This is a genomic window from Aliinostoc maniaoense, assembly GCF_058172895.1.
Genome location: NZ_CP187952.1, coordinates 5,302,033 through 5,324,168 on the forward strand (window position 1 = coordinate 5,302,033; position 22,136 = coordinate 5,324,168).

At 42.8% G+C, this 22,136-nt stretch carries 23 protein-coding genes and 2 tRNA genes; 7 read left to right on the forward strand and 18 right to left on the reverse strand.

What is annotated here, in order from left to right:
* Nucleotides 1-73: 73 nt before the first annotated feature.
* The 6 genes from folE to ACPZ3T_RS23125 all read right to left on the reverse strand — a co-directional run bounded on the left by folE (nucleotide 74) and on the right by ACPZ3T_RS23125 (nucleotide 5,349).
* The gene (gene folE / locus ACPZ3T_RS23100; protein ID WP_490277340.1) at nucleotides 74-781 is read right to left on the reverse strand and encodes a GTP cyclohydrolase I FolE; all 708 of its coding nucleotides are present in this window, start codon (nucleotides 779-781) and stop codon (nucleotides 74-76) included.
* Between the two features lie 248 nt (nucleotides 782-1,029).
* Nucleotides 1,030-1,755 carry an SDR family oxidoreductase gene (locus tag ACPZ3T_RS23105; RefSeq protein WP_490277341.1) on the reverse strand — a complete coding sequence of 242 codons (726 nt, stop codon included), beginning with the start codon at nucleotides 1,753-1,755 and terminating at the stop codon, nucleotides 1,030-1,032.
* Between the two features lie 363 nt (nucleotides 1,756-2,118).
* Nucleotides 2,119-3,099, reverse strand: a complete 981-nt coding sequence (locus ACPZ3T_RS23110; protein WP_490271789.1) for an acetyl-CoA carboxylase carboxyltransferase subunit alpha — start codon at nucleotides 3,097-3,099, stop codon at nucleotides 2,119-2,121.
* Nucleotides 3,086-3,382 (reverse strand): hypothetical protein, encoded by a 297-nt coding sequence (locus ACPZ3T_RS23115; protein ID WP_490271790.1) that lies wholly within the window; start codon nucleotides 3,380-3,382, stop codon nucleotides 3,086-3,088. The genes ACPZ3T_RS23110 and ACPZ3T_RS23115 overlap by 14 nt, the downstream gene beginning before the upstream one ends.
* A gap of 9 nt (nucleotides 3,383-3,391) precedes the next feature.
* Nucleotides 3,392-4,411, reverse strand: a complete 1,020-nt coding sequence (locus tag ACPZ3T_RS23120) for a long-chain acyl-[acyl-carrier-protein] reductase (RefSeq protein ID WP_490271791.1) — start codon at nucleotides 4,409-4,411, stop codon at nucleotides 3,392-3,394.
* 242 nt (nucleotides 4,412-4,653) lie between these two features.
* Nucleotides 4,654-5,349 (reverse strand): aldehyde oxygenase (deformylating), encoded by a 696-nt coding sequence (locus tag ACPZ3T_RS23125; RefSeq protein ID WP_490271792.1) that lies wholly within the window; start codon nucleotides 5,347-5,349, stop codon nucleotides 4,654-4,656.
* Nucleotides 5,350-5,766: 417 nt separating this feature from the next.
* Here ACPZ3T_RS23125 and ACPZ3T_RS23130 point away from each other — a divergent pair, with 417 nt between their 5' ends.
* Nucleotides 5,767-6,594 (forward strand): carbohydrate ABC transporter permease, encoded by an 828-nt coding sequence (locus ACPZ3T_RS23130; protein ID WP_490271793.1) that lies wholly within the window; start codon nucleotides 5,767-5,769, stop codon nucleotides 6,592-6,594.
* A gap of 79 nt (nucleotides 6,595-6,673) precedes the next feature.
* Here ACPZ3T_RS23130 and ACPZ3T_RS23135 read toward each other — a convergent pair whose 3' ends face one another.
* The gene (locus ACPZ3T_RS23135) at nucleotides 6,674-6,931 is read right to left on the reverse strand and encodes a hypothetical protein (protein WP_490271794.1); all 258 of its coding nucleotides are present in this window, start codon (nucleotides 6,929-6,931) and stop codon (nucleotides 6,674-6,676) included.
* Nucleotides 6,932-7,151: 220 nt separating this feature from the next.
* Here ACPZ3T_RS23135 and ACPZ3T_RS23140 point away from each other — a divergent pair, with 220 nt between their 5' ends.
* Nucleotides 7,152-7,349 carry a DUF2795 domain-containing protein gene (locus ACPZ3T_RS23140; RefSeq protein WP_490271795.1) on the forward strand — a complete coding sequence of 66 codons (198 nt, stop codon included), beginning with the start codon at nucleotides 7,152-7,154 and terminating at the stop codon, nucleotides 7,347-7,349.
* A 194-nt stretch (nucleotides 7,350-7,543) separates the two neighbouring features.
* Here ACPZ3T_RS23140 and moaC read toward each other — a convergent pair whose 3' ends face one another.
* Nucleotides 7,544-8,044, reverse strand: a complete 501-nt coding sequence (moaC, locus tag ACPZ3T_RS23145; RefSeq protein ID WP_490271796.1) for a cyclic pyranopterin monophosphate synthase MoaC — start codon at nucleotides 8,042-8,044, stop codon at nucleotides 7,544-7,546.
* A 37-nt stretch (nucleotides 8,045-8,081) separates the two neighbouring features.
* Here moaC and ACPZ3T_RS23150 point away from each other — a divergent pair.
* Nucleotides 8,082-8,155, forward strand: a tRNA-Arg gene (locus ACPZ3T_RS23150).
* A gap of 191 nt (nucleotides 8,156-8,346) precedes the next feature.
* On the opposite strand, the gene ACPZ3T_RS23155 is transcribed toward ACPZ3T_RS23150, so the two are convergent.
* From ACPZ3T_RS23155 to ACPZ3T_RS23165, 3 genes are all read right to left on the reverse strand, one after another.
* The gene (locus tag ACPZ3T_RS23155) at nucleotides 8,347-9,582 is read right to left on the reverse strand and encodes an MFS transporter (protein ID WP_490271797.1); all 1,236 of its coding nucleotides are present in this window, start codon (nucleotides 9,580-9,582) and stop codon (nucleotides 8,347-8,349) included.
* Between the two features lie 102 nt (nucleotides 9,583-9,684).
* A complete protein-coding gene (locus ACPZ3T_RS23160) occupies nucleotides 9,685-10,698 on the reverse strand; it encodes a glycosyltransferase family 2 protein (RefSeq protein WP_490277342.1) in 1,014 nt (337 codons plus the stop codon).
* A gap of 205 nt (nucleotides 10,699-10,903) precedes the next feature.
* Nucleotides 10,904-11,614: a C40 family peptidase gene (locus ACPZ3T_RS23165; RefSeq protein ID WP_490271798.1), complete on the reverse strand. Its 711-nt coding sequence runs from the start codon at nucleotides 11,612-11,614 to the stop codon at nucleotides 10,904-10,906.
* A 6-nt stretch (nucleotides 11,615-11,620) separates the two neighbouring features.
* On the opposite strand from ACPZ3T_RS23165, the gene ACPZ3T_RS23170 reads away from it, so the two are divergent.
* From ACPZ3T_RS23170 to ACPZ3T_RS23180, 3 genes are all read left to right on the forward strand, one after another.
* Nucleotides 11,621-12,559, forward strand: coding sequence for a serine hydrolase (locus ACPZ3T_RS23170; protein ID WP_490271799.1), 939 nt, complete (start codon nucleotides 11,621-11,623; stop codon nucleotides 12,557-12,559).
* A 457-nt stretch (nucleotides 12,560-13,016) separates the two neighbouring features.
* A complete protein-coding gene (locus ACPZ3T_RS23175; RefSeq protein ID WP_490271800.1) occupies nucleotides 13,017-14,177 on the forward strand; it encodes an RNA-guided endonuclease InsQ/TnpB family protein in 1,161 nt (386 codons plus the stop codon).
* A gap of 154 nt (nucleotides 14,178-14,331) precedes the next feature.
* A complete protein-coding gene (locus ACPZ3T_RS23180; protein ID WP_490271801.1) occupies nucleotides 14,332-15,090 on the forward strand; it encodes a hypothetical protein in 759 nt (252 codons plus the stop codon).
* A gap of 126 nt (nucleotides 15,091-15,216) precedes the next feature.
* On the opposite strand, the gene ACPZ3T_RS23185 is transcribed toward ACPZ3T_RS23180, so the two are convergent.
* The 5 genes from ACPZ3T_RS23185 to ACPZ3T_RS23205 all read right to left on the reverse strand — a co-directional run bounded on the left by ACPZ3T_RS23185 (nucleotide 15,217) and on the right by ACPZ3T_RS23205 (nucleotide 19,537).
* The gene (locus tag ACPZ3T_RS23185) at nucleotides 15,217-16,536 is read right to left on the reverse strand and encodes an ABC transporter substrate-binding protein (protein WP_490271802.1); all 1,320 of its coding nucleotides are present in this window, start codon (nucleotides 16,534-16,536) and stop codon (nucleotides 15,217-15,219) included.
* Nucleotides 16,537-16,729: 193 nt separating this feature from the next.
* Nucleotides 16,730-16,821, reverse strand: a tRNA-Ser gene (locus ACPZ3T_RS23190).
* Between the two features lie 89 nt (nucleotides 16,822-16,910).
* A complete protein-coding gene (gene crtB, locus ACPZ3T_RS23195) occupies nucleotides 16,911-17,843 on the reverse strand; it encodes a 15-cis-phytoene synthase CrtB (protein ID WP_490271803.1) in 933 nt (310 codons plus the stop codon).
* On the reverse strand, nucleotides 17,827-19,266 hold the full coding sequence (gene pds, locus ACPZ3T_RS23200) for a 15-cis-phytoene desaturase (protein ID WP_490271804.1): 1,440 nt from the start codon (nucleotides 19,264-19,266) through the stop codon (nucleotides 17,827-17,829). The genes crtB and pds overlap by 17 nt, the downstream gene beginning before the upstream one ends.
* A 64-nt stretch (nucleotides 19,267-19,330) precedes the next feature.
* The gene (locus ACPZ3T_RS23205; protein WP_490271805.1) at nucleotides 19,331-19,537 is read right to left on the reverse strand and encodes a hypothetical protein; all 207 of its coding nucleotides are present in this window, start codon (nucleotides 19,535-19,537) and stop codon (nucleotides 19,331-19,333) included.
* 74 nt (nucleotides 19,538-19,611) lie between these two features.
* On the opposite strand from ACPZ3T_RS23205, the gene ACPZ3T_RS23210 reads away from it, so the two are divergent.
* On the forward strand, nucleotides 19,612-20,700 hold the full coding sequence (locus ACPZ3T_RS23210; protein ID WP_490271806.1) for a glycoside hydrolase family 3 N-terminal domain-containing protein: 1,089 nt from the start codon (nucleotides 19,612-19,614) through the stop codon (nucleotides 20,698-20,700).
* Nucleotides 20,701-20,894: 194 nt separating this feature from the next.
* On the opposite strand, the gene ACPZ3T_RS23215 is transcribed toward ACPZ3T_RS23210, so the two are convergent.
* Together ACPZ3T_RS23215 and ACPZ3T_RS23220 are read right to left on the reverse strand one after the other, a co-directional pair.
* Nucleotides 20,895-21,128: a hypothetical protein gene (locus ACPZ3T_RS23215; RefSeq protein ID WP_490271807.1), complete on the reverse strand. Its 234-nt coding sequence runs from the start codon at nucleotides 21,126-21,128 to the stop codon at nucleotides 20,895-20,897.
* A gap of 487 nt (nucleotides 21,129-21,615) precedes the next feature.
* Complete coding sequence (locus tag ACPZ3T_RS23220; RefSeq protein WP_490271808.1) at nucleotides 21,616-22,047, reverse strand: KTSC domain-containing protein; 432 nt, start codon at nucleotides 22,045-22,047, stop codon at nucleotides 21,616-21,618.
* Nucleotides 22,048-22,136: the final 89 nt, after the last annotated feature.

A 22,136-nucleotide genomic window follows, 5' to 3' on the forward strand; every position in this document is an offset into this window, starting at 1 on the left:
AATCCAATCCAAAATTGAAAATCCAAAATCCAAAATTGAATTGCCCCATGCCCCATGCCCCATTCCCCATTCCCTAAAAGAATGCAGCTTGATGACGAATCAAGTTAAAAAATTCTTCACGGGTTTTTTGTTCTTCTTGGAATACGCCCACCATTGCGCTAGTCACAGTCCAAGAGCCGGGTTTTTGTACACCCCGCATCACCATGCACATATGGGTGGCTTCCATGACTACTGCTACTCCCTGGGGTTCTAAGATGGTTTGAATCGCTTCGGCAATTTGGCGAGTCAGTCTTTCTTGCACTTGTAAGCGACGGGAATACATCTCGACAATTCGGGCTAGTTTACTCAATCCCACTACTTTTTGGTTAGGGATGTAAGCAACGTGCGCTCTACCCATAAAGGGCAACATATGATGTTCACAAAGGCTAAAGAAGTTAATATCCCGGACTAATACCATCTCGTTATGTCCTTCATCAAAAACAGCACCATTGATGAGTTCTTCTAAAGATTGGTTATAGCCACTAGTTAAAAACTGCATGGCTTCTGCAACGCGCTTGGGTGTCTTTAATAAGCCTTCCCGTTCTGGATCTTCTCCAACGCCTACTAATATCGCTCTGACAGCATCCATCATTTGTTCCATGTTTTCTGGTGATGGTGGATGCAATTCTGGCTTTTGTCCGTTGTGGGTGTTGCGGTCTGGTCTGGTGTTGATGGCTTCTGCTAAGTCGGGAATTAGAGGCGATTGAGAACGATTAGAACCGTTGGAACTAGCAATAGTCATGATGTAATACTTGGTTATGGTGTTATGGTCGTTGATGAGACTGCTTGCATCAATACTTTGGTGTGGCTGACAAAATATATTTTCTAGGCTCATGCAAAGGCGCAGAGGCGCAAAGCAAGAACGCAGGAAGATACGTTTGAAAGTTATGTATTCAGATATTTGTGCAAGAGTTCTATTGATGATTAGTCATTAGTTATTGGTCATTTGCTATGGGTGCATAACAAATGAGCAGTAACACGCAACTAAATTTAGAGTGCGCCAGCACTGGGCATGAGAATTAATTCGTCTATGACTGCTTGTGGTGGTAATAAAGCGGTATGGACAATTGATTCAGCTACAATTTCTGGGGTCAGCATTTGGGAACGGTCAAAGTCAGCATGAACGGTTGGTGTATCCCATATTTCGGTGTTCACAGAACCAGGGCAAATTGTTGTGACGCGAATCCCGTGGGCGCGTTCTTCCTGTGCCAGTGTTTGAGATAGAGCCAGTAACCCAAATTTACTTACACAATAAGCACCCCAGTTAGGAAAGGTTTGTTTGGCGGCTATGGAGGCAACATTAATGATTGTGCCTTTCCCTCTCACCCGCATTCCAGGTAGGATTGCTTGAATACACTGCAATACGCTAGTCAGGTTCAAGTCAATTACTTGTTGCCAGTCTGCAAGAGGAGTGTCGCTTAAGGTGGCTGTGTACCCCATTCCTGCATTATTGACCAAAATATCTATATCTCCGAAATCAAGGGCGATCGCGGTCATTTTTTCTTTGACTTGCGATACTTCTGCCAGGTCTAAGGCGTAAGCTTTGGCTGTCACTCCATTGTGTCTTGTGGCTGCGGCTACAGCCTCCAACTTATCTAGAGAACGGCTCACTAAAGCCACGTCTATGCCTGCTTGTGTGAAAGCAAATGCCGTTGCTTTACCAATTCCACTACTTGCTCCAGTAATTAAAGCCCGTCGTTTCTGCTCCAAACTCATGCTGTCTCCCAATTTTTTGGCAGTTTTGCCAGCCCTGCTCATTCCATTATGAAAATCTTTTGCCGGAAATAGATTAAATTAATCTTAAATTCCGATGATTTTCCTTGAAAAATGCTACTATTGTTTGTTATTATTCGTTTCCTGACTAGGTATTTTTGACCATAAGACAAAGAATCATAGTCTAATGAATCAATCAGGTAATGTAATTAAAGCTAGTTGAGGAATAATCTGCAAACCTCTCGCTAGGAGTCGATGTGTGACATATATAAATGCCTATGGCTGCAATAGATTGTTAAAAATCATTAAGAGCCACAGGCAATTATAACACTGCAATTGTATCAATGAGCTATTTTCTAACGGTGATTAATGATTAACTTCAGTGAAAACGCCAATTTTGCGGAATTTTTCATAGCGCAGTTGCCGTCTTTCTGAGGCTGTTAAACTATTGAGTTGTTGGAGATTATCGAGTAATGCTTGCTTGAGGGTATTAGCAGCTTGCAGAGGTTCGGTGTGTGCGCCGCCAATGGGTTCAGGGAGAATTTGATCAATGATGCCCAAGTTTTTCAAGTCGTGGGAAACAATTTTTAAGGCGACGGCGGCTTGGGGAGCTTTGCTAGCGTCTTTCCATAAAATTGCGGCGCAGGCTTCGGGGGTAGCGACGGTGTAGACAGCGTGTTCAAACATTAACAGGCGATCGCCAACACCAATACCCAAAGCACCACCAGAACCACCTTCACCGATGACTGTGCAGATAATGGGTACATCTAAAGAAAACATCTCGCGCAGATTATAGGCGATCGCTTCCCCTGCACCTTGGCGTTCTGCTACCACCGTGGGCAAAGCTCCCGGTGTATCAATAAATGTCAAAATCGGCATACTAAACTTGTTGGCGTGTTCCATGAGGCGCATTGCTTTGCGATAACCGCCAGGGGTAGCCATGCCGAAATTACGAGCGATATTATCTTTAGTATCGCGTCCTTTTTGATGACCCAAAATCACTACAGGTTGTCCAGCTAAACGAGCTACACCACCAATTAAAGCCGGATCATCACTTCCAGAGCGATCGCCATGTAACTCCATCCATTCATCACTAATCGCCTGGATGTAATCTAAGGTACTAGGGCGGCGGGGGTGACGGGCAACTTGCAAGCGTTGTGCGGGAGATAAGGTACTAAAAATCTCCTCACGCAGTTGCATGGCGCGTGTTTCTAGTTTACGGATTTCTCCAGAAACATCAACGCCATTTTCCTCTGCTAGTTGCCGAATTTGGTCAATCCGGTTTGCTAATTCAGCTAAAGGCTTTTCAAAATCCAACAGTAAAGGTTTACGCTCAGTAGTAGCCATAAGTTAGGTATTGGGTATTGGGTATTAGGGCATGGGGCATGGGGCATCGGGCATTGGGCATCGGGCATGGGGCATCGGGCATTGGGCATGGGGGAATGGCACGCTTGTTAAGCGGAAACCTCGTCAGGGCAGGGTGTGCTTGGTGTGGGAGGTGTGGGATGGTGGAGAACAAATCTTTCCCCCCACACTTCCCTCTCTCCCCACACTCCCCCCTCCCTTGTCTCCCCCCGTCTCCCTGCTCCCCTGCACCCTGCCTCGCCTTTCCCCAGTCCCCAGTCCCCAATCCCCAGTCTTAAACCAGCAGTGGTCTAAACCCATGTTTAACTGAAGCTCGACCAATCTGCTCCATTTTGTCTACGGTAATCTGATTACGCCCCCAAGAAAAGTTCGTGTATAACTTCTCAAATTCCAGTAACATTGATTCAGCAAAACAAGCAAATAACTGTCGTGCTGGCACTTCCATATTGACGATTTTCATAATTTTCCAGTCAATATCCAAGGAATGCTCTACAATGCCACCATTTAATACATACACACCAGGATGCTGAATTTTCGTACCTAAATTTTTAGGATAGCCACCGTCAATCAATAGACAAGGTTGCTTCAAGGTAGTGGGGTCAATTTCTACGCCTTTGGGCATACTAGCCACCCAAACTACAATATCAGCTTGGGGTAACGCCTCATCCAAGCCCATAATTTTTCCGCGTCCTAGTTCGGCTTGCAATTCTTGCAGACGTTCTTGGTTACGGGCTATCAGCAAGAGTTCCTTCACATCGGTTTTAGCATCTAGCCACCGAGTGACTGCGCTACCAATATCACCTGTAGCCCCACATATAGCTACTGTGGCTTGGGAAAGGTCAATTCCTATTTGTTGGGATGCGGCTTCTACTTGACGGCAGATAATATAGGCTGTATGTGTGTTGCCCGTAGTAAATCTTTCAAACTCTAGCTTGATGTTACGGACTTGCCTAAACTGCTCCAAGTTGAAATTTTCAAAAATAATTGAAGAAAAACCACCCAAAGCTGTAATATCAATGCCATGCTTTTGAGCATGAGCCATTGCGTTCAGGATTTTGCGTGTTGCAGCTTTAATCCGGCGATTTGCTAGCATCTCCGGTAAGAAGCAAGACTCTACATACTTACCTTCAATAATCTCACCAGTAATACTGGTAACTTTAATATGATCCACAATTTGGGGTGGCGCGCTGCACCAAAAATCTAGCCCTTGATCGGCGTATTCTGGGTATCCCAATTCTTGAGCTACCGCCTGAGCGTGTTCTAAACTAGTCAGATGTCCAATTAGACCAAACATGTAGTGATATATTAGGCGTGTGCCTTGTCGAAAGCGTGGATTTGGTTGGTAAGAGAATATACCTAACTCTTAAATCAGTTATCAGTTATCAGTTATTCAGAGATTATGCTGGGGAATTTAAACCCAGGGATTTAAATGATAACTGTTCACCCAACACTGTTCACTGTTGAAAATACGATAAACAACTTCAGCAGCGAGTGCTGGATGCTCCCAGCACCCAGCCAGAATAACTCAGCACTATGTTAAACAGATGCTAATCCGTAGGCTGATAAACGCATGATATCTCTGGTTGTGAAACCAATATTGTTCAGGGCTTCTCCATACTGAATCATAAAATCTTCTACTAGGGCTTCTTTTTCCATCGCCAGAGTTGCGGCATCTGCTTCTACTTGATTGAGCATTTTCCAAACTATAGGTAGGTTTTGGCGGTTAGCTGCTTCTAATTCTTCCTTGGAGTCGGTGAAATGTTCTTTTAGCCAAACTTCACCAAAGTTGAGGTGACTATATTCATCTTGGACAACTCCCTCGGTGATTTTGCGGGCGAAATCATCGGCTACGGGGATGTAGATGTTGTATGCTGCGATCGCAAAACATTCGATGATCAAAGACTGAATTAACAAGCAAGTAACAACTTTACCTTCTGCGGCTGCTACTTGGAAATTGCCATGCAACCCAGCAAAGAACTCTTTGGCAAACTGCATATCTGGTTCTACCGCCAAATTACGTCCACAAGCTTGAAATCCTTTCTTGTGGCGACTTTCCATTTTTGAGAGGCGAATCAACTCGTCTTTATGTTCTGGCAGGAGTTCAGCTAGTGTGATGTAATTTTCATAAGCTTCTTGTTCACCTTCAATTACGATCGCATTAATGCGACTGTAAGCATCTTTATATTTTTCGCTCTTGAAGTCTATTTCTAAATCGGCTGCAACCTGCTGCATAGTATCTTTACTCCTGTAACTTGAATCATTTAATACCAGAATTTAATTTACCCCATGTCTTGAGGGTAATGTTCGCTGTTGTTTAATTTTACTTAACAAGTCACTATGTTATAGATTAGCTTTTGTAGGGTGTGATAACTCTACCAATTTAACCAATTCAATAGATCATGGTGAAAATTCTTGCTATTTGTTGGAGTAATTCCTGCAAAATAGGCGTTGGGCATTCGGCTAGCAGGAGATAATTCACCCTCCAAATTTTGGATTTTAGATTGTTTTTGGTACAAGTCCCACTCCCCAGTGGTGTAGAAATATCTAAAATCCCCAAGCCTCGAACCTTTAGGGTGAGAGTCAATCCAAAATCTCAAATCTAAAATCCAAAATTGATTGACTTAATTTCATATCTATACCCCTATACTCATGTCTAAATCAAACTGGAGTCTACAATCTGCCAATTTTTTGAGCCTAGCAGGACTAATACTCGGTGCAGTAATTGTTCTATCACCATTGTTGGTGGTTTTTCTCACATCCTTTGCACCTCCGGGAGCAAACATAGAACTTTTGCCCAAAAATAATTGGTCTTGGGCTAATTACCGCGATGCGTGGCAACGAGGTCAATTTTTATTGGCATTTGCTAATTCTACCTTGGTAGCGATCGCTGTGACGGCATTTCAGATTGTGACTTCGGCTTTGGCGGGTTATGCGTTGGCCAGATTAAAATTTCGCGGTAAACAAGCACTGTTGCTAGTAGTCTTAGCTACTCTGGTGATCCCATTTCAATTGCTGGTGATTCCCATCTTTTTGGTGTTGAAGTGGGGACACCTAATCAATACCTATGGGGCATTGATTTTACCAACGGCTGTCAACGGTTTTGGCATTTTTCTCTTACGTCAATATTTCCAGACAATTCCAGTAGAATTGGAAGAAGCTGCAACGATTGATGGCGCAAACAGATTACAAATTCTGTGGCGAGTCATGTTACCTTTAGCTCGTCCTGCCTTAGTCACGCTGTTTTTATTTACATTTATCGCTGAATGGAACGACTTATTTAAGCCACTCGTATTTACGACCCGGCCAGAGTTAAGAACGGTGCAGCTAGCTTTAGCCGAATTTCAGGAGCAGTTTACCAATAATTGGCCGTTAATGATGGCGGCGGTGACAATTGCTACTGTTCCTGTAATGGTGCTATTTCTCATAGGCCAGCGTCAGTTTATCAGAGGCATTGCTACAACAGGTATTAAAAGTTAGTTGATAACTGTTATTCGCTACTGCTAGGCTACTCAGCACTTTCGCCACAAAGCTCCAATAGCTAGAGTAGCCAATCTTTTTACGTAGACTTAGGCGGGCTGGGTGAATAATTAGCGATCGCTGTAATGTAAATTAAATGCACTAATAATACTAAAACCCAACCAGATGTTAACCAGGGCAACCACTCCCAAGATGCGGCTGTCAAGTTATGGAAGAACCATAGTCCAGAGTTGATTGTAGCCGTTACTGCTACATGAACCGCGAAATTCATGCGATCGTCTAATTTACGAAATTCAGGGTCATTGCGATCGGGTTTGCGAGGCCAACGAGGAGGCATAAATATTTATTACAATTTTTAACACACTTACTTATCTTAAGGTTTTTAGGGATTGAGTGTATATGTTAGCCAAATTACTATGAGATTGTTTGAAAAATTAAGACATCAACCAATTGGATGATTTGGGAACTGCCAAGCATCTCAAATGGTTCTGCTGGTTGATAGAGGGAGCTAACAAATTCCTCAGTGAAGATGTTAACAATCTCTAGTGGTGCTAAAAATGGCTAAAGCAAACCCAGTGCAAATCCAAAAACACCTCAAAGGTGTTGACTACCCTGCAAATAAACAAGAATTAATTCAACACGCTCAAAAGCAGGGGGCTGATCGGAATATACTTTCACTTCTGGAGAAATTACCAGAAAATGACGAATACGATACCCCAACGGACGTTAATAAAGCCATAGGCGAGATAGATTAGTGGGCAGGGGGCAGGGGGCAGGGGGGCAGGGGGCAGGGGAGCAGGGAGCAGGGGAGCAGGGGGAGACAAGGTAGACAAGGGAGATTTTTAACCCAATGCCCAATGCCCAATGCCCAATGCCCAATGCCCAATGCCCCAAAATTCCTGAATTTTGAATTTTGAATTTTGAATTTTGAATTTTTCTGCCCCATTCCCTATTCCTCAAAATAATCCCCTGATTTACCGCCAGTTTTACTAATTAAGCGAATTGCTTCAATTTGCATGGATTTTTCTAAGGCTTTAGCCATATCGTACAAAGTCAAAGCTGCAATCGAAACAGCCGTTAAAGCTTCCATTTCAACGCCGGTTTCAGCTTGAGTTTTGACTGTAGCCTGAATTTGATAGCCAGGTAGTTCAAGATCAGGTGTGATTTCGACGGCAACTTTTTGCAGGGGTAAGGGGTGACACAGAGGAATCAAATTAGATGTCTGTTTAGCCGCCATAATCCCAGCTATTCTAGCGGTAGCTAAAACATCCCCTTTAGGAGTGTTACCTGCTTGAATTGCCGCTAAAGTTGCTGGTAGCATCCGCACTTGGGCAGCAGCTACAGCTTCCCTGACGGTAGAAGCTTTCTCTGACACATCTACCATGTGAGCTTGTCCCTGGTGATCAAGATGAGTTAGGTTCGCAAAATTTTTTGGAAAATTGTCTTGCATTATTCCCGAAGAAAGTGTTACTATATATTTCTTGTAAGGGCGTGTAGCTCAGTGGACTAGAGCACGTGGCTACGGACCACGGTGTCGGGGGTTCGAATCCCTCCTCGCCCGTTTCATGAATAAAAAGGCAAAAGTCAGGTTTTGATATCTGGCTTTTGTCTTTTTTTATGGGGAATGGGGCATTGGGCATTGGGCATTGGGCATTGGGGTAAAATCTCCCTTGTCTTCCTTGTCTTCCTTGTCTTCCTTGTCTCCCCCTGCTCCCCTGCTCCCTGCTCCCCTGCCCCCTGCTTCCCGATGCCCTATTCCCTATTATTCAACGAATAGGCATCTTGACTACGGCCTAAAGCAAAAAGTAGAGATTGAGAGGGGTTTTTGCTGGATAGGGTGAGGAAGATAATGAGTCCTAGGAAGGTTAAGATAGCGGTGTAGCCATACATATTTTGATAGCCGAAGTTTTGGGCGATAAATCCGAGAATAGGAGCAGCGATCGCAATTCCCAAGTCGAAACCAGCGATACACAGCGATAAAATCCGTCCCCGTTCGTGGGGTAAAGAACGATCTACCATTAATGTTGTCATCATAGACATAACCGTTCCACCGCCACAGCCTTCAGCTAAGGCTGCCAAAATGAAGGCTGTGGTACTATTGGCTTGCCACAACATCAGACCAGCTAACGTATAAGTACTGAGACCAAAGGTAATAAATAAACCACGTCCAAGGCGATCGCTAGCTTTGCCTGTGAATAATCGGAAAATAAAACTAGCGATCGCTGCTATGGTAAAAAATAACCCAGCGTTAAAATCTACCCCAGTCGATTTGATAAACAATGATATAAATACGTGTACAGCACCGACAGAGATACCAACTACTAACATCACCAAAGCTGGCACTCTTACCCGTGGACTCAGCAAAATCTGCCAAAATTTCTGACTTTTACCTAAATTTTGCTGATATATCTGTGCCGGTGGACTAATGATTTGTACTGTCCCCACAAGCCCCATAAATGCTAAGGCCGCACAGAAGAGAAATAAGGTTGAGTAACTAGTTTGAGTTGCTAAATATTCCCCTATAGCTGGCCCTATTGCCATGCCTAAAGGTGTAGTTAAACTCATATAACTAATGATTTCGCCACGTACAGCCACAGGGGATAAATCTGATACTAATGCACTGTAGCCAGTGGTGAAAGCAGCAATGCTAATACCGTGAAAAATTCGCACCAAGATCAACATCGGAATTGATGTAAATCCTAAATAACCAAAGGGTGCTAAAAAAGCCACTGTTGTGCCAATTAATAACACCAACTTCCGACTATATTCATCTGCCCACTTTCCTAAGATGGGGCGAAAAAGCAGCAATCCAATGGCAAAACCACCCATGACAATGCCAATTTCTTGCTTGCTGTTGCCTATACTCTCCATGTAAACAGGTAGAGTAGGTAGAAACATCCCTGTACTAGACCAGAATAATAAACCTGCCGCAAATAGAATCAGCAGGTTACGTCTGAGGTTTGTGTCAAAAGTATGAAAAGCGTTCAAGGCAGGTGCAAATTAATGCTAGGTGTGTACCAGAATTAAGCAGTCAATTCAAAATTGAAAATTCCGAAGGTAAATACTCAATTCTGCATCATTATTGTTACGCTAGTTATCTTTTTTTGCCACAACTTCCCGCACACGATATATTGGCCTGCCTTGGGATTCGTGGTAAGTACGCATCATTAACTCTGCCAACAGTCCAAAGCTAAATAGTTGTACTCCTGTAACTAGCAGTAGTACCGCCAAAATGAGCAAAGGACGATTACCAATCATCTCACCCATTGCTAGTTTGAGAAAAGTCAAATAAATTCCTAAAACTATCCCTAAAAACATAGAAATTAGCCCTAATAAGCCAAAAACGTGCATGGGACGGGTAAGGAACTTCTTCATAAACAAAATGGTGAGCAAATCCATTAACACTCGGAAGGTTCTGGAGATGCCATACTTACTGCGTCCAAAACGCCGGGCATGATGGCGCACAGGCATTTCTGTAATTCTTGCCCCTTCGATGTAAGCTAGTGCAGGTAGAAAACGGTGAAGTTCACCATAGAGATTCATATCTGCCACCAGTTCCGCACGATAAGCTTTGAGGGAACAGCCATAATCATGAATATTAACGCTAGTAGTGCGACGAATTAGCCAATTCGCAATTTTAGAAGGTAAAAGGCGATTTAAAGCCCCATCTTGACGATTTTGCCGCCAACCACTGACTAAATCGTAACCTTCCTCTAACTTAGCTAACAACATCGGAATATCAGCTGGGTCATTTTGCAAATCAGCATCTAAAGTGACGATCGCTTTACCCATCGCATATTTAAATCCTGCTGCCATTGCTGCCGTTTGTCCATAATTGCGCCGCAGAATCACCGCCTTTAAATCAGGGCGAATTTGTGCCTGTTCCTTGAGAAATTTCGCCGAACCATCACTAGAACCATCATCAACACAGATGATTTCATAGCTTAACTCACTAGCACTAAGAGTAGATGCGATCGCCTCCAACAATAAAGGCAAACTCTCCACCTCATCCCGCACTGGTACAACCACCGATACATCTGGAAGAACAGCAGAAATCAAACCATTCTCCTCATTTAATAATCCTGGAATCAATGCACTCCTCATAAGCAATTCAAAATTCAAAATTAAAAATTGGGCATGGGGCATTGGGCATTGGGCATGGGGAATTGGGCATAGGCGTAAATATTCCTCCCTTATCTTCCTTGTCTTCCTTGTCTTCCTTGTCTTCCTTGCCCCCTGCCCCCTGCTCCCTTGCTCCCTGCTCCCCTACCCCCTTGTCTACCTTGTCTACCTTGTCTCCCCTACACCCCTACACCCTTACACCCCTACTCTCATAACTTCTCACCACCCTGCCAGCCCCTCGTAACTGCTGATAGTATGACTGACTGACGACATCTCCCTGTTCCGAGAGGATGTCAATGCCTATACCATTGCGTCCTTGTTCTTTGCCGGAACTATGGATGTAATGACCATTTCCTAAATACAAGCCTACATGGGTGGCTTTTATTGGTGTGCCGAAAAATACTAAATCTCCTGGGGCTAATTCAGTAATATTAATGGTTTGGGTGAAAGCTTCTTGTTGATAGGCATCTCTGGGCAACCAAATGCCCACGGCAGCAAAGGCGGACTGCATTAATCCTGAACAATCATAATTTGGCCCCACTGTGCCACCCCAGAGATAATAATTAGGCTGCTGCATGGCTGTTTGGGTAAAAGCAATCACTTTTGGTAGCAGTTGTTGAATTTCCGCCTCGGAAAGTGACTGAGCCTGATAAAGTACAGTAGCAGGTTGTATTAAACTAACATCACTAAAAGATACCCACCCTGGATAGTCGTCCTCACATAAATACACCTCAACTGCTGTACCTTGCTGATTTGATGTTACCCGTAAATGTCGCCCAACTGCGGCCTGAGTTGCTAGGCGGGTGCATTCAGGAGAATCATATAAGTTCAAATCGGCTAGACATTCACACTCATTTGAGGTCAAGTTGAGGATTTGAGATTCTATATTAGAGAGCATTCTGCAATGGTTTTTTTTAGCAAAGATGAACAATTAGAAAATCTGGGTAATGGCATTTTAGAGGCTACTTGGACAGCATTTCCGACCTTAGCCCGTGATCAAATAGCGTTGACTTGGATTGTTTATGATCCGCCTGTGCCAGTTAATACTGGTGGGGCTTTAACTCCTGACGCTTTTTGGCATCATCCTGTACGTGGTTTTAATTATCGTGGTGGAGAACGAATTTATCCGGCGAGTGTAGTTAAGCTGTTTTATTTGGTAGCAGCCAATGAGTGGCTAGAAAAAGGCATGACTCAACCCTCAAAAGAATTAGAGAGGGCTTTGCGCGATATGATTGTTGATTCTAGCAATGATGCTACCAGTTTAGTTGTCGATATTTTGACGGGGACGACATCAGGCCCGGAATTACCACCAGACCCTTTTGAAACCTGGAAACAGCAACGTAATTTTGTTAACCGCTATTTCCAATCTTTGGGATGGGAGGAGATAGACAGTATTAACGTTTGTCAAAAAACTTGGGGTGATGGCCCTTATGGAAGGGAGAGGGCATTTTATGGCGAGATGTTTGAAAATCGCAATATGTTAACGACAAATGCGATCGCCCGTTTATTACATAGTATTGTGGGAGGGGTGGCTGTTTCTAGTGAGCGATCGCAAAATATGATGGCTTTACTCAAACGCAGCCTTAACCCAGATGATTTACCCAAAAATGTTGAAGAAGACCAAATAACAGGTTTTCTTGGTGGTGGACTCCCCCCAAATAGTCAAATCTGGTCAAAAGCTGGCTGGACAAGTCAAGTACGTCATGATGCAGCCTATATTGAGTTACCAGATCAACGTCCCTTCTTATTGGTAGTGTTTACTGAAGGCAAAGACCACGCCCAAAATCGCCAGATTCTACCTTTTATATCACGGTTGGTAGGGGAGGCGATCGCTTCTCTGTAAGGGAGGGTGTAGGGGGCAGGGAGCAGGAGGGGAGGGCAGGCAGGGGGCAGGGGAGCAGGGAGACAAGGTAGACAAGGAAGTACAGAAGATTTTACCCCAATGCCCAATGCCCAATGCCCAAAATTCTTTAATTTTGAATTTTGAATTTTGAATTTTGAATTGACTAGCTCAATGCCCAATTTCTAGAAAATTTAAGTAAACTTTATCCTCAGTCAAAATGAGGATAATTTATTTGTTCTTTTTGACCCATCTAATGATCTAGTATTGGGTTTAAATAACAAAAATATAGTCAGAAATAGTCAGACATTAACATCTATGGTATGATTCAGCACATGAAATTATCTGACTAGACCAAATCACCCATGAATCAGTTATCAGACCATGTGGAGTCAGAATGCGATTAGTAGAGCGACATATAATCAAGCAGAATCATCAATGGTTCAAAAAGATTGATCAAATGTCATTCTTATCAAAGAACCTGTTCAACAGTGCTGTTTATCTATGTCGTCAGGCTTTCTTTCAAAATCAACCCATCCCAACATGGAATCAAATATATCACTCACTGAAAACGAGTGATGACTATCAAGCATTACCGAGTAAAGTTGCTCAATTGGTATTTAGACAAGTTGAGAAAAGCTTTAAATCTTACAAATCAGCTAAAGAAGAATACCAAATCAATCCAGAAAAGTTTTTAGGCAAACCCAAGTTACCTAAATATAAACATAAACTGCATGGCAGAAATATATTAACTTTTAATCATCAGGCTATTTCCCAAAAATCCTTAAAAAAAGGGTTAATCGCCCTTTCAGGATTAGCAATAGCTGTCAAAACCCAACTGAGACAAATTGCAGAAGTTAGAATCATTCCGAAAAATAATGTCTACATCATTGAGGCAGTGTATGAAAGAGAAGTTACCTCCCTAGAAAGCAATAGCAAGAATAGAATAGCAGCAATTGATATAGGTTTAAATAACTTAGCAACCGTTAGTAGTAACTGTTCAGACTTTAAACCTTTTATCGTCTGTGGTAAAGCCATTAAATCATGTAATCAATTTTACAACAAAGTTAAAGCTAGTCTCCAATCTCAGTTACCTAACAATCAAAGGACTTCTAGAAAAATAGAAGCATTAACACTGAAACGTAATAACAAAGTGGATTATTACCTCCACACAGCTAGTAGATTGATTATTAATCAGCTAGTTAGGCAAAAAATCACACATTTGATAATCGGTAAAAATGAGAATTGGAAACAGAAAATTAACTTGGGAAATAAAAACAACCAAAACTTTACTCAGATTCCTCATGCTAGATTGATTCAGCAGCTAGAATATAAAGCTAAATTGGCTGGAATTAAGGTACAAATTACAGAAGAGAGTTACACATCAAAGTGTAGTTTCCTGGATTTTGAACCCATCAAGAAGCATGAACAATATTTAGGGAAAAGAGTTAAGAGAGGTTTATTTAAGTCTCACTGTGGTAAAACATACTCAGCCGACTTAAACGGTTCTCTGAACATCTTAAGAAAAGTAGTTGGGGACTCTATCTTTGATAGAAACTCAATAGAGAGGCTTGTAGTTAGTCCTGTAAGGTGTAAACCTTACCAAGCTAGAAATATTTGACTATATTTTTAGTAACTATTTACGTCCATGTCAGGATGTGGGAAGGGATTTTCAGGTGGTAAAGTTTGAATATTGCCCCAAAAACCAAAATTTTGGGAAATTAATTCCAGACTAATCATTTATTTGTTCTGGCGACATTTTGTTAGGAGTGAATGTGAATAATATTTTTGTGCGTAAAGGTTTTTATTGCTTGTCTAGTTTAGCTGCTGTAGCTGTTGTAGGTACTAGTGTATCTGTTAATGCTCAAACAGTACCTGTTGTTGAGTCTGCTACCCCATCGAATGCTGAAGTAGAAACTGAACAGCAAAACGTCTCTTTCTCTGATGTGACAAATGTTAACGCCGCTTCTGATGCGGTTAATACCCCCGTTACACCCATCCCTGGGACAGTGGCAACCACATCAGCAACTCTAGTTTCCCCACCATCTGCACAACCAGCTACTCTACCAGCTAGTAACACCGTAGCCCAATCAGATATTAATGTTGGTAGACGGACTCGTGGCGGTAGTAGCTATATCGGGGTTGCTGGTAATATTGGTATTAGTGGTAATGATTCATCCTTGGGCGATGGTAATTTTGCAGCTGTCAGCAAGATTGGACTAACAAACGCAATTTCCATCAGACCTTCAGCCATATTCGGTGATAGCACTACGATTTTGATTCCTGTCACCTACGATTTTTCTTTTAGACAAGCAGATCCTTTTGATGAACCCCTAGCAATTGCTCCCTACGTGGGTGTGGGTGCAGCTATTAAAACCGGTGATGGTTCCCAAACTGCCGTTTTAGTATCTGGTGGTGTTGATGTGCCTATCAATGCTCAATTTACCGCCACTGCTGCTATCAATGCTGGATTTTTTGATGACACAGATATCGGCTTGTTAGTGGGTGTTGGGTACAATTTCTCTGGGTTCTAACTTTAGTGAGTAATGAGTAATGAGTAATGAGTAATGAGTAATGAGTATCTTACTCAGCAATCTTTTTTTACCTGACTCATTATTGAGTGCTGAGTAAACTAAAAATCACTCAGCACTCATCACTATTTATTGCTTGGGAGTAACTTTATCAATCACTGTTAGTTTGCCATCGTCTTGTACTGTCCAGACATCGTAAACACCAACGACATCGCCGTTAGCATCAATATCTACATTGCCGCTAGCACCTTGATAATTAATATCTTGACCTTCTTTGAGTAATTTCAAACCTTCACAAACGTCAGTGACTTCTACACCTGGTGCGTTAGAAACTTCTTTGATTTTACCTGCTACACCAACACCTGTGTTATCTTTAGCGGCTTGTGCTGCCAATACTAATAAGGCGGCTGCATCCCACGCTTGAGGCGCAAATTCTCCTGGTGAACCACCTTTTTTAGATTGCCAAAGTTTTGTGAAAGCTTCCAAGGCTTTACCATCAGAACCAGGAACAGTCCCAATAACTCCAGAGACTATATACTTACCATCTGGGGCTTTACCTACTTGGGCGGGAAATTCATCTGATTTCATGCCGTCTGTGAGCATGATTTGTACGCCTTTGGTTAAACCTTGCTGATAAGCTGATTTTAATAATAAGCTGCCTGTCTCTACATAAAAAACGCCTAAGACAGCATCAGGTTTACCTGCAAAAGCCGCAGTGGCTTCGGTTTCAAAGGTTGTGGCTTTGGGGTCGTAGCGGACAGGATTATTTTTGTTAACTACAGTCCCGCCCAATTTTTCAAAGGCTTGGACAAAGGCTTTTTCAAAACCTACTCCGTAGTCATTGTTAATTACTACGGTAGAAACTCGCTTATAGCCTCTTTTGATGGCGAGTTCGGCTAGGGCTGGGCCTTGGTAGCTATCGGGGGGAACTGTGCGCGCCCAAAAGCCATTAAAATCACCCTTCTGTGCCTTTTCGGTAAATACGGGGCTGGTGCTACCAGGGGAAACAAGCATGACTTTATTTTGGGCTGCAATGGATACTGCGGCCGTAGATACGCTACTAGCAAACGAACCGACTACGCCAGCAACTTTATCGACGGTTGCTAGTTTAGTCATCCCGGCTGCACCTGCTTTGGGGTCTGTTTGGTCGTCTACCGCTACCAGAGTTACTGGTTGACCATTCACACCACCACAGGCGTTAACTGTATCTACTAGTAAAGGAACAGCTGCGGCCATTTGTTGACCAATAGATGCTAAATCCCCTGTGGTTGGCAGTAAAGAGCCGATTTTCAACCCTGTGCCACTGCTGGTGGTTGTATTCGCTGCTGGGCTGGCTGTACCGTTGTTAGTGCCAGCATCAGTAGTATTGGTGGTTGTACAAGCTGCCATCAAAAACCCTGTGGCTAGGGTTGTTAAACTTAAGGCTAGGGCAGCACTGATTTTGGTCATAATGACTTTCACTCCTCAATTCTGTAGGAGCTTGAAAGTAAGATGGAAACTAGAGGCTTTTACTTAGTCCAATCTTATATCAAGTCTCCAAAGGTTAAATGATAACATCTACCTTCGGATATAAAAGCAATTACTATTGACATTCTTACTTTGTTACAAGAGGCAAGAACCTCTGTAATTCTCTCTCTGAAAACGGAGAGGGAGGGATTCGAACCCTCGGATGGGTCTTACGAGTCCATCAACAGATTAGCAATCTGCCGCTTTCGACCACTCAGCCACCTCTCCACGGTCACGAAATATAATGTTAGCAGTTGTTTTTGGAATAGTCAATAGTCAATTAGTCATTACTGTGGACTATGGACTATTGACTGATTTTATAAAACTTGCGATCGCATCCAAGCTATGGGTAGGGTGCATAACTTTTGCAATTGCGGGACATAGGCACGTTGGTTAAAGACGTTGTAATCGTTGCGTTCGATGACATCTAGTATTTGCCCGTAGAGCATGGAGGCTGCCCACACAGGCCACCGTGCGTCTGGGGCTAGATGGGTGATGCCCTGTTCAGCTTTGGTGTAGAACTGTCGCGCCCGCTCGATTTGAAAGCGCATTAACGCCCGCCAACGGTCATCAACTACACCATTAAAGAAATCTTGTTCGGTGTAGTTGAACTTTGCTAGGTCTTCGAGGGGCAGATAAATCCGTCCTCGCCTAGCGTCTTCGCCCACATCCCGCAAAATGTTTGTGAGTTGGTTGGCAATTCCCAAAGCGATCGCTTCTTCTGTGGGAATATATGGTGGTTTACGCTGATGCCACGGGGCTGTGTTAGCGGTGTTGTCTACTTCCATGACGGCAGTTGACATCAAACCGACTGTACCAGCGACGCGGTAACAGTAGAGGTATAATTCCTCAAAGGTTTCATAACGACTACGGTATAAATCCATACGCTGACCCGCAATCATGTCCCGAAAGGGCTGAATGTCGAGGTCAAAGCGTTGCAGGGTATCTACTAAAGCAACATCATAGTTTTCTACGGGATTACCCGCAAAAATTGATTCTAGATGTTGCTCCCATAGGTCTAGGGTTTCTGGTGTAGTAATGGCAGCACCGGGGCCATCTACTAGTTCATCGGTACGGCGACACCAAGCATAAATTGCCCAGATAGCTTGACGTTTTGCCGGACTCATCAGCAATGTACCCAAGTAGAAGGTTTTGGCATACTTGGCTGTGAGATGCCGACAAATTTTATAGGACTCGTCTACAGAGACCAGCGTTTTCATGCGCGGGGGGGAATCAGGCAGTTGCAGCATTCGTTGCAGGCGGTCGGGTTAGCGTTTGCAGGTTAGAGGCATTGTCTACTGGCAGTGATTCGCAGATCGCCTGCGCTGTTAGCTTACCAGAAAGTACAGCTCCTTCCATACTGCCTAAGTAGCGTTGCATGGTGTAACTCCCTGCTAAAAAGAAGTTAGCGATCGGAGTTTTTTGGGAGGGACGGTACTGTTGACGACCGGGGGTCGCTTTGTAAACTGAACGCGGCGTTTTCACTACATGGTATTTCAGCAATTTAGCTGGATTTTCTCCCCCAAAATCATCGGGGAAGAGTTTTTCTAGTTCTGCAATTGTGGCAGCAACTATTTCCTCATCGGATTTGCTAATCCAATCTTTAGCCGGTGCTAGAACTAATTCCAGCATGGAGCGATCGGGATTGGCATATTCACGACAAGTGTTACTCATATCAGCATAAACGCTGAGGAGGGGCGATCGTGAAAATAATAATTGATCAATATCTGTTAATTTCCGATCAAACCATAAGTGCAGGTTAATAACAGGCACTCCTTCTAAACCTTCTAGCTTCTGGAAATATGCCATCTCCTGCCAAGGTTTAGGTAATAAGACTTTGGCAACATCGACTGATGTGGCGAAAACATAACAGTCGGCGGTTTCAATGTAATCATCTGCACCATTCAAGCCTCGGATGACAAAGTGCTTGACACTACCATCATCATTGAGGACGATTTCTTTGATTGGTGCATTCAGACGGACTTCACCACCACCTGCTGTAATGTGATCTACGATGGGAGCGCATAACCTTTCTGTCGGTGAACCATCTAGGAAGGCTATTTTCGAGCCGTATCGTTCTTGTAGAAAGCGGTTAAGTGCAGTTAGCAATATTGTGGCAGAAACTTCTTCAGGATTGATAAAAGTAAGTGCTTTCGATGCGGCGATAAACACATCGGTTGAGACTCGCTCGTCAATTCCTTGTCTTTCTAACCATTCTTTGAAACTGTACTTGTCCATCTCCTCTACATACTTTTGACCCCGCACGACGGCTGGAGTTAAGCCAACGGCGAAGCGCAATTTTTGTCCCCATGTCAACATATCGTTGTTACGGAGAATGGACGCAATGACGTTGAAAGGAGCAGGAATATCAGGAACATCAAAGCGGGAGTATGTTCCCGGCTTATCCGGTTGATTAAAAATCAGTGTATGTTCTTTCCATTGGAGTCGGTCTTCAATACCTAACTCCTTAAGTAACTGGAGCATATTGGGGTATGCACCGAAGAAGGCGTGTAATCCAGTTTCATACCAGTCGCCGTCTGAGTCTTTCCACGCCGCGACAAGACCACCCAATACGTCCCGGCTTTCCAAGACAATGGGAGTGTGACCTGCGTCTGTGAGATATTTCGCGCAGGAAAGTCCTGCTAAACCAGCACCCGCGATCGCTACTCGCATTTAAACCTACTGTTTTTCAATATTTCTTAATTGTTTTGTCGTTCTCATTATACGTTGCAATCTGTTACATTTGGCAGAAAAAAGGGATTGGGGATTGGGAATTGGGCATGGGGAATTGGGCATGGGGCATTGGGAATTGGGCATTGGCGTAAATATTTCTCCCTTGTCTCCCCGAAGTTCTGATCGGAGGAAACCTCCGCTCAGACTTCTCTCCTTGTCTCCCTTGTCTCCCCCTACACCCCTGCACCCCTACACCCCTACACCCCTGCACCCCTACACCCCTACACCCCTATTTTTCTGAGGAGGGTGTACCATAGGTGCTGAAATGGTTGCAGGTAACTGATTATGTCGGCTTCCCAACGGCTAGCAAGTTTTGGACATCACCTGATTCTCGGTGTTTCTGGTACTACTTTAAGTGATGAAGATAAGCGCGCTCTCGGTGAATTAAAACCGGTAGGGGTGATATTCTTTGCGAAAAATTTCCTAGATGGTGTTCCTTATGAGGTGTGGTTGCAAAGTTTTCGAGAGTTGCACCAGCAAATTAGGGAATATACGGAACGTGATTTGATGTTTTTTACTTTAGATCATGAAGGTGGACGGGTTGTGCGGACACCTTTACCAATCACCAGATTTCCCCATGCGGTGTTGTTGCGATCGCATTCTCAAGAAGTAGCCAAAGCTACAGGTATAGAATTAAAATCCTTGGGCATTAATTTATCTTGGTCTCCTGTCGCGGATATTTATTCTAATCCCCAAAATCCGATTATTGGATTTCGCGCCTTTAGTAACACTCCCGCAACTACGGCGGAAGCTGTCTGTGAATATTATCAGGGACTCAAAGCATCGGGAATTGTCGGTTCTGCCAAGCATTTTCCGGGACATGGCGACACTAGTAAAGATTCCCATTTAGAATTACCAGTTCTTAATCTCACTGTTGAAGATTTACGCCAACGGGAATTGATACCCTTTCAAGCTTTGATTGAGGCGCAAATCCCGATTATGATGACGGCGCACATTCTCTTTCCCCAAATCGACCCTGATTGGCCTGCGACTCTCTCAGCAGCTATTCTCAAAAATATCCTGCGGGAAGAATTGGGATTTGGAGATGTGGTTGTATCTGATGACTTAGATATGAAAGCTGTATCTGATATGTTTATGCAACAGGGAACAGTGGCGCGTGCATTTAATGCGGGATGCGATTTATTTATTGTTTCACGCAATATTCATTCATCATCGATGGAACGCACTTATCAAATTGCTGCTGATTTTGCTGAAGCTTTAAATCAAGGTAGTTTGGCTGAATCTGTAGTGGTAGCGGCTAGAAATAGAATTGAAAAGTTATTAGCAAGTACACCACAGTATGATGTAGAGATGCTAGATAAAAAGATATTCTTACAACACGCAGAATTAGCGATCGCCTGTACTTTTAATTAATATAAGAATACAGTTCAGTAAAAATAAATATATTACCTATCTGAACTGTATTTAAATCTAATAAGCATCAACAGTTAACGAAACTGATTGAAAAACTAATGAGTAAATGAGTAATGAATAATGAGTAAGAAATTTACTTATTACTTATTACTGATTACTCATGGTGTACATCACTTACTTCAAAAGTGCTGTATCTAGTCTTCCCATCCTTGATATTGAGCCATCAATGCTTCTTTGTCTGTGATTTGATTAGTACCTGGGGGGCTGAGATAAGCAATACCCAAGGCTTGTAGATATCTCTGCTGATTAAAGTTAGCTTGCTGACCTTGCTGATTTTGTTCAGATTGACCACCATTCAGATTAGCAGACTCTTCAGCAGTGATTTCAGTCAATAAATCCTGAATATTTCGATTTTTGAGTTGTATCATTGGTCTTTTTATCCTCACACGAAAAATATTATTTGAGGAAAATATTTCCTCAAATTAGCGTTAGCTGAAAACAAATTAATGCAGACTCAACTACGCGCTTAATGAAATAGTAGATTTGATATTTTTTTGTTACCTCCGCATCAAAAAAATAGTTTGAGGTACTCATTGATATATTTCGAGTTATTGACAATTAAGTTATGATTTGATGACATTGCTGACGTAGGAATAATGTCTTCAGAAACATGACTTTTGATTTTTCTCAATAAGCTCGCTGAAAAGACAATATTGCAAATCAATTGTCACTCAATCAGTAAGAAGGTTCTCTGGCAATGGTTTTGAAAATTAGGTTCAATGAGAAGGAGTTATTGAGTTAAGTAATTAAAGCCAAAAGTAATGTTATTTGATTTACAAGTCTCTCATTTTTGTAATATTTTTTAATATTAATTTGACGAAAAGGAAGAATTAAAGTCTTAACTACAAACTTGAATTATTCAAGGTCAGAGTAGTTATCTGTGAGATAGGGGCGATCGCAATCATATTGACCTTTGATATTTTGGTTGTAAAATCTACCTATTGAGTCAGCTGATTGTAAATCTTGCCAAGTTTCTGGTTCTACGCCTGAATATTGGTAGATTGCACCATTTTGAAACTCAAGTTGTAATACTTGTTCTTCACTACAGTAGCCAACAGCATTGGCCATTGATGAGCTAACTGGTAACATGGCGATGGGTTCGGATGCAGAAGGTAAAGCCGTTTCTGCAACAATATCACTCAGTTCTTGCAATCCTTCAAAAGCTTCAATTGGTGCAGGAATCTCTAGAAACTCCAATTCATCGCCTCTATCAAGCAATAACTGTAAATATCCGTCAGTATGAGCGATCGCAATTAAGCTACTCAAGTCTACTTTAGCTAGCTTCATCAATTTTACCAAGCTTTATAGTACTTATGTACCATAAATTCATGGACTTGTCAATTGCTGTAGACTTTAGACACGTCAGGATAATTACT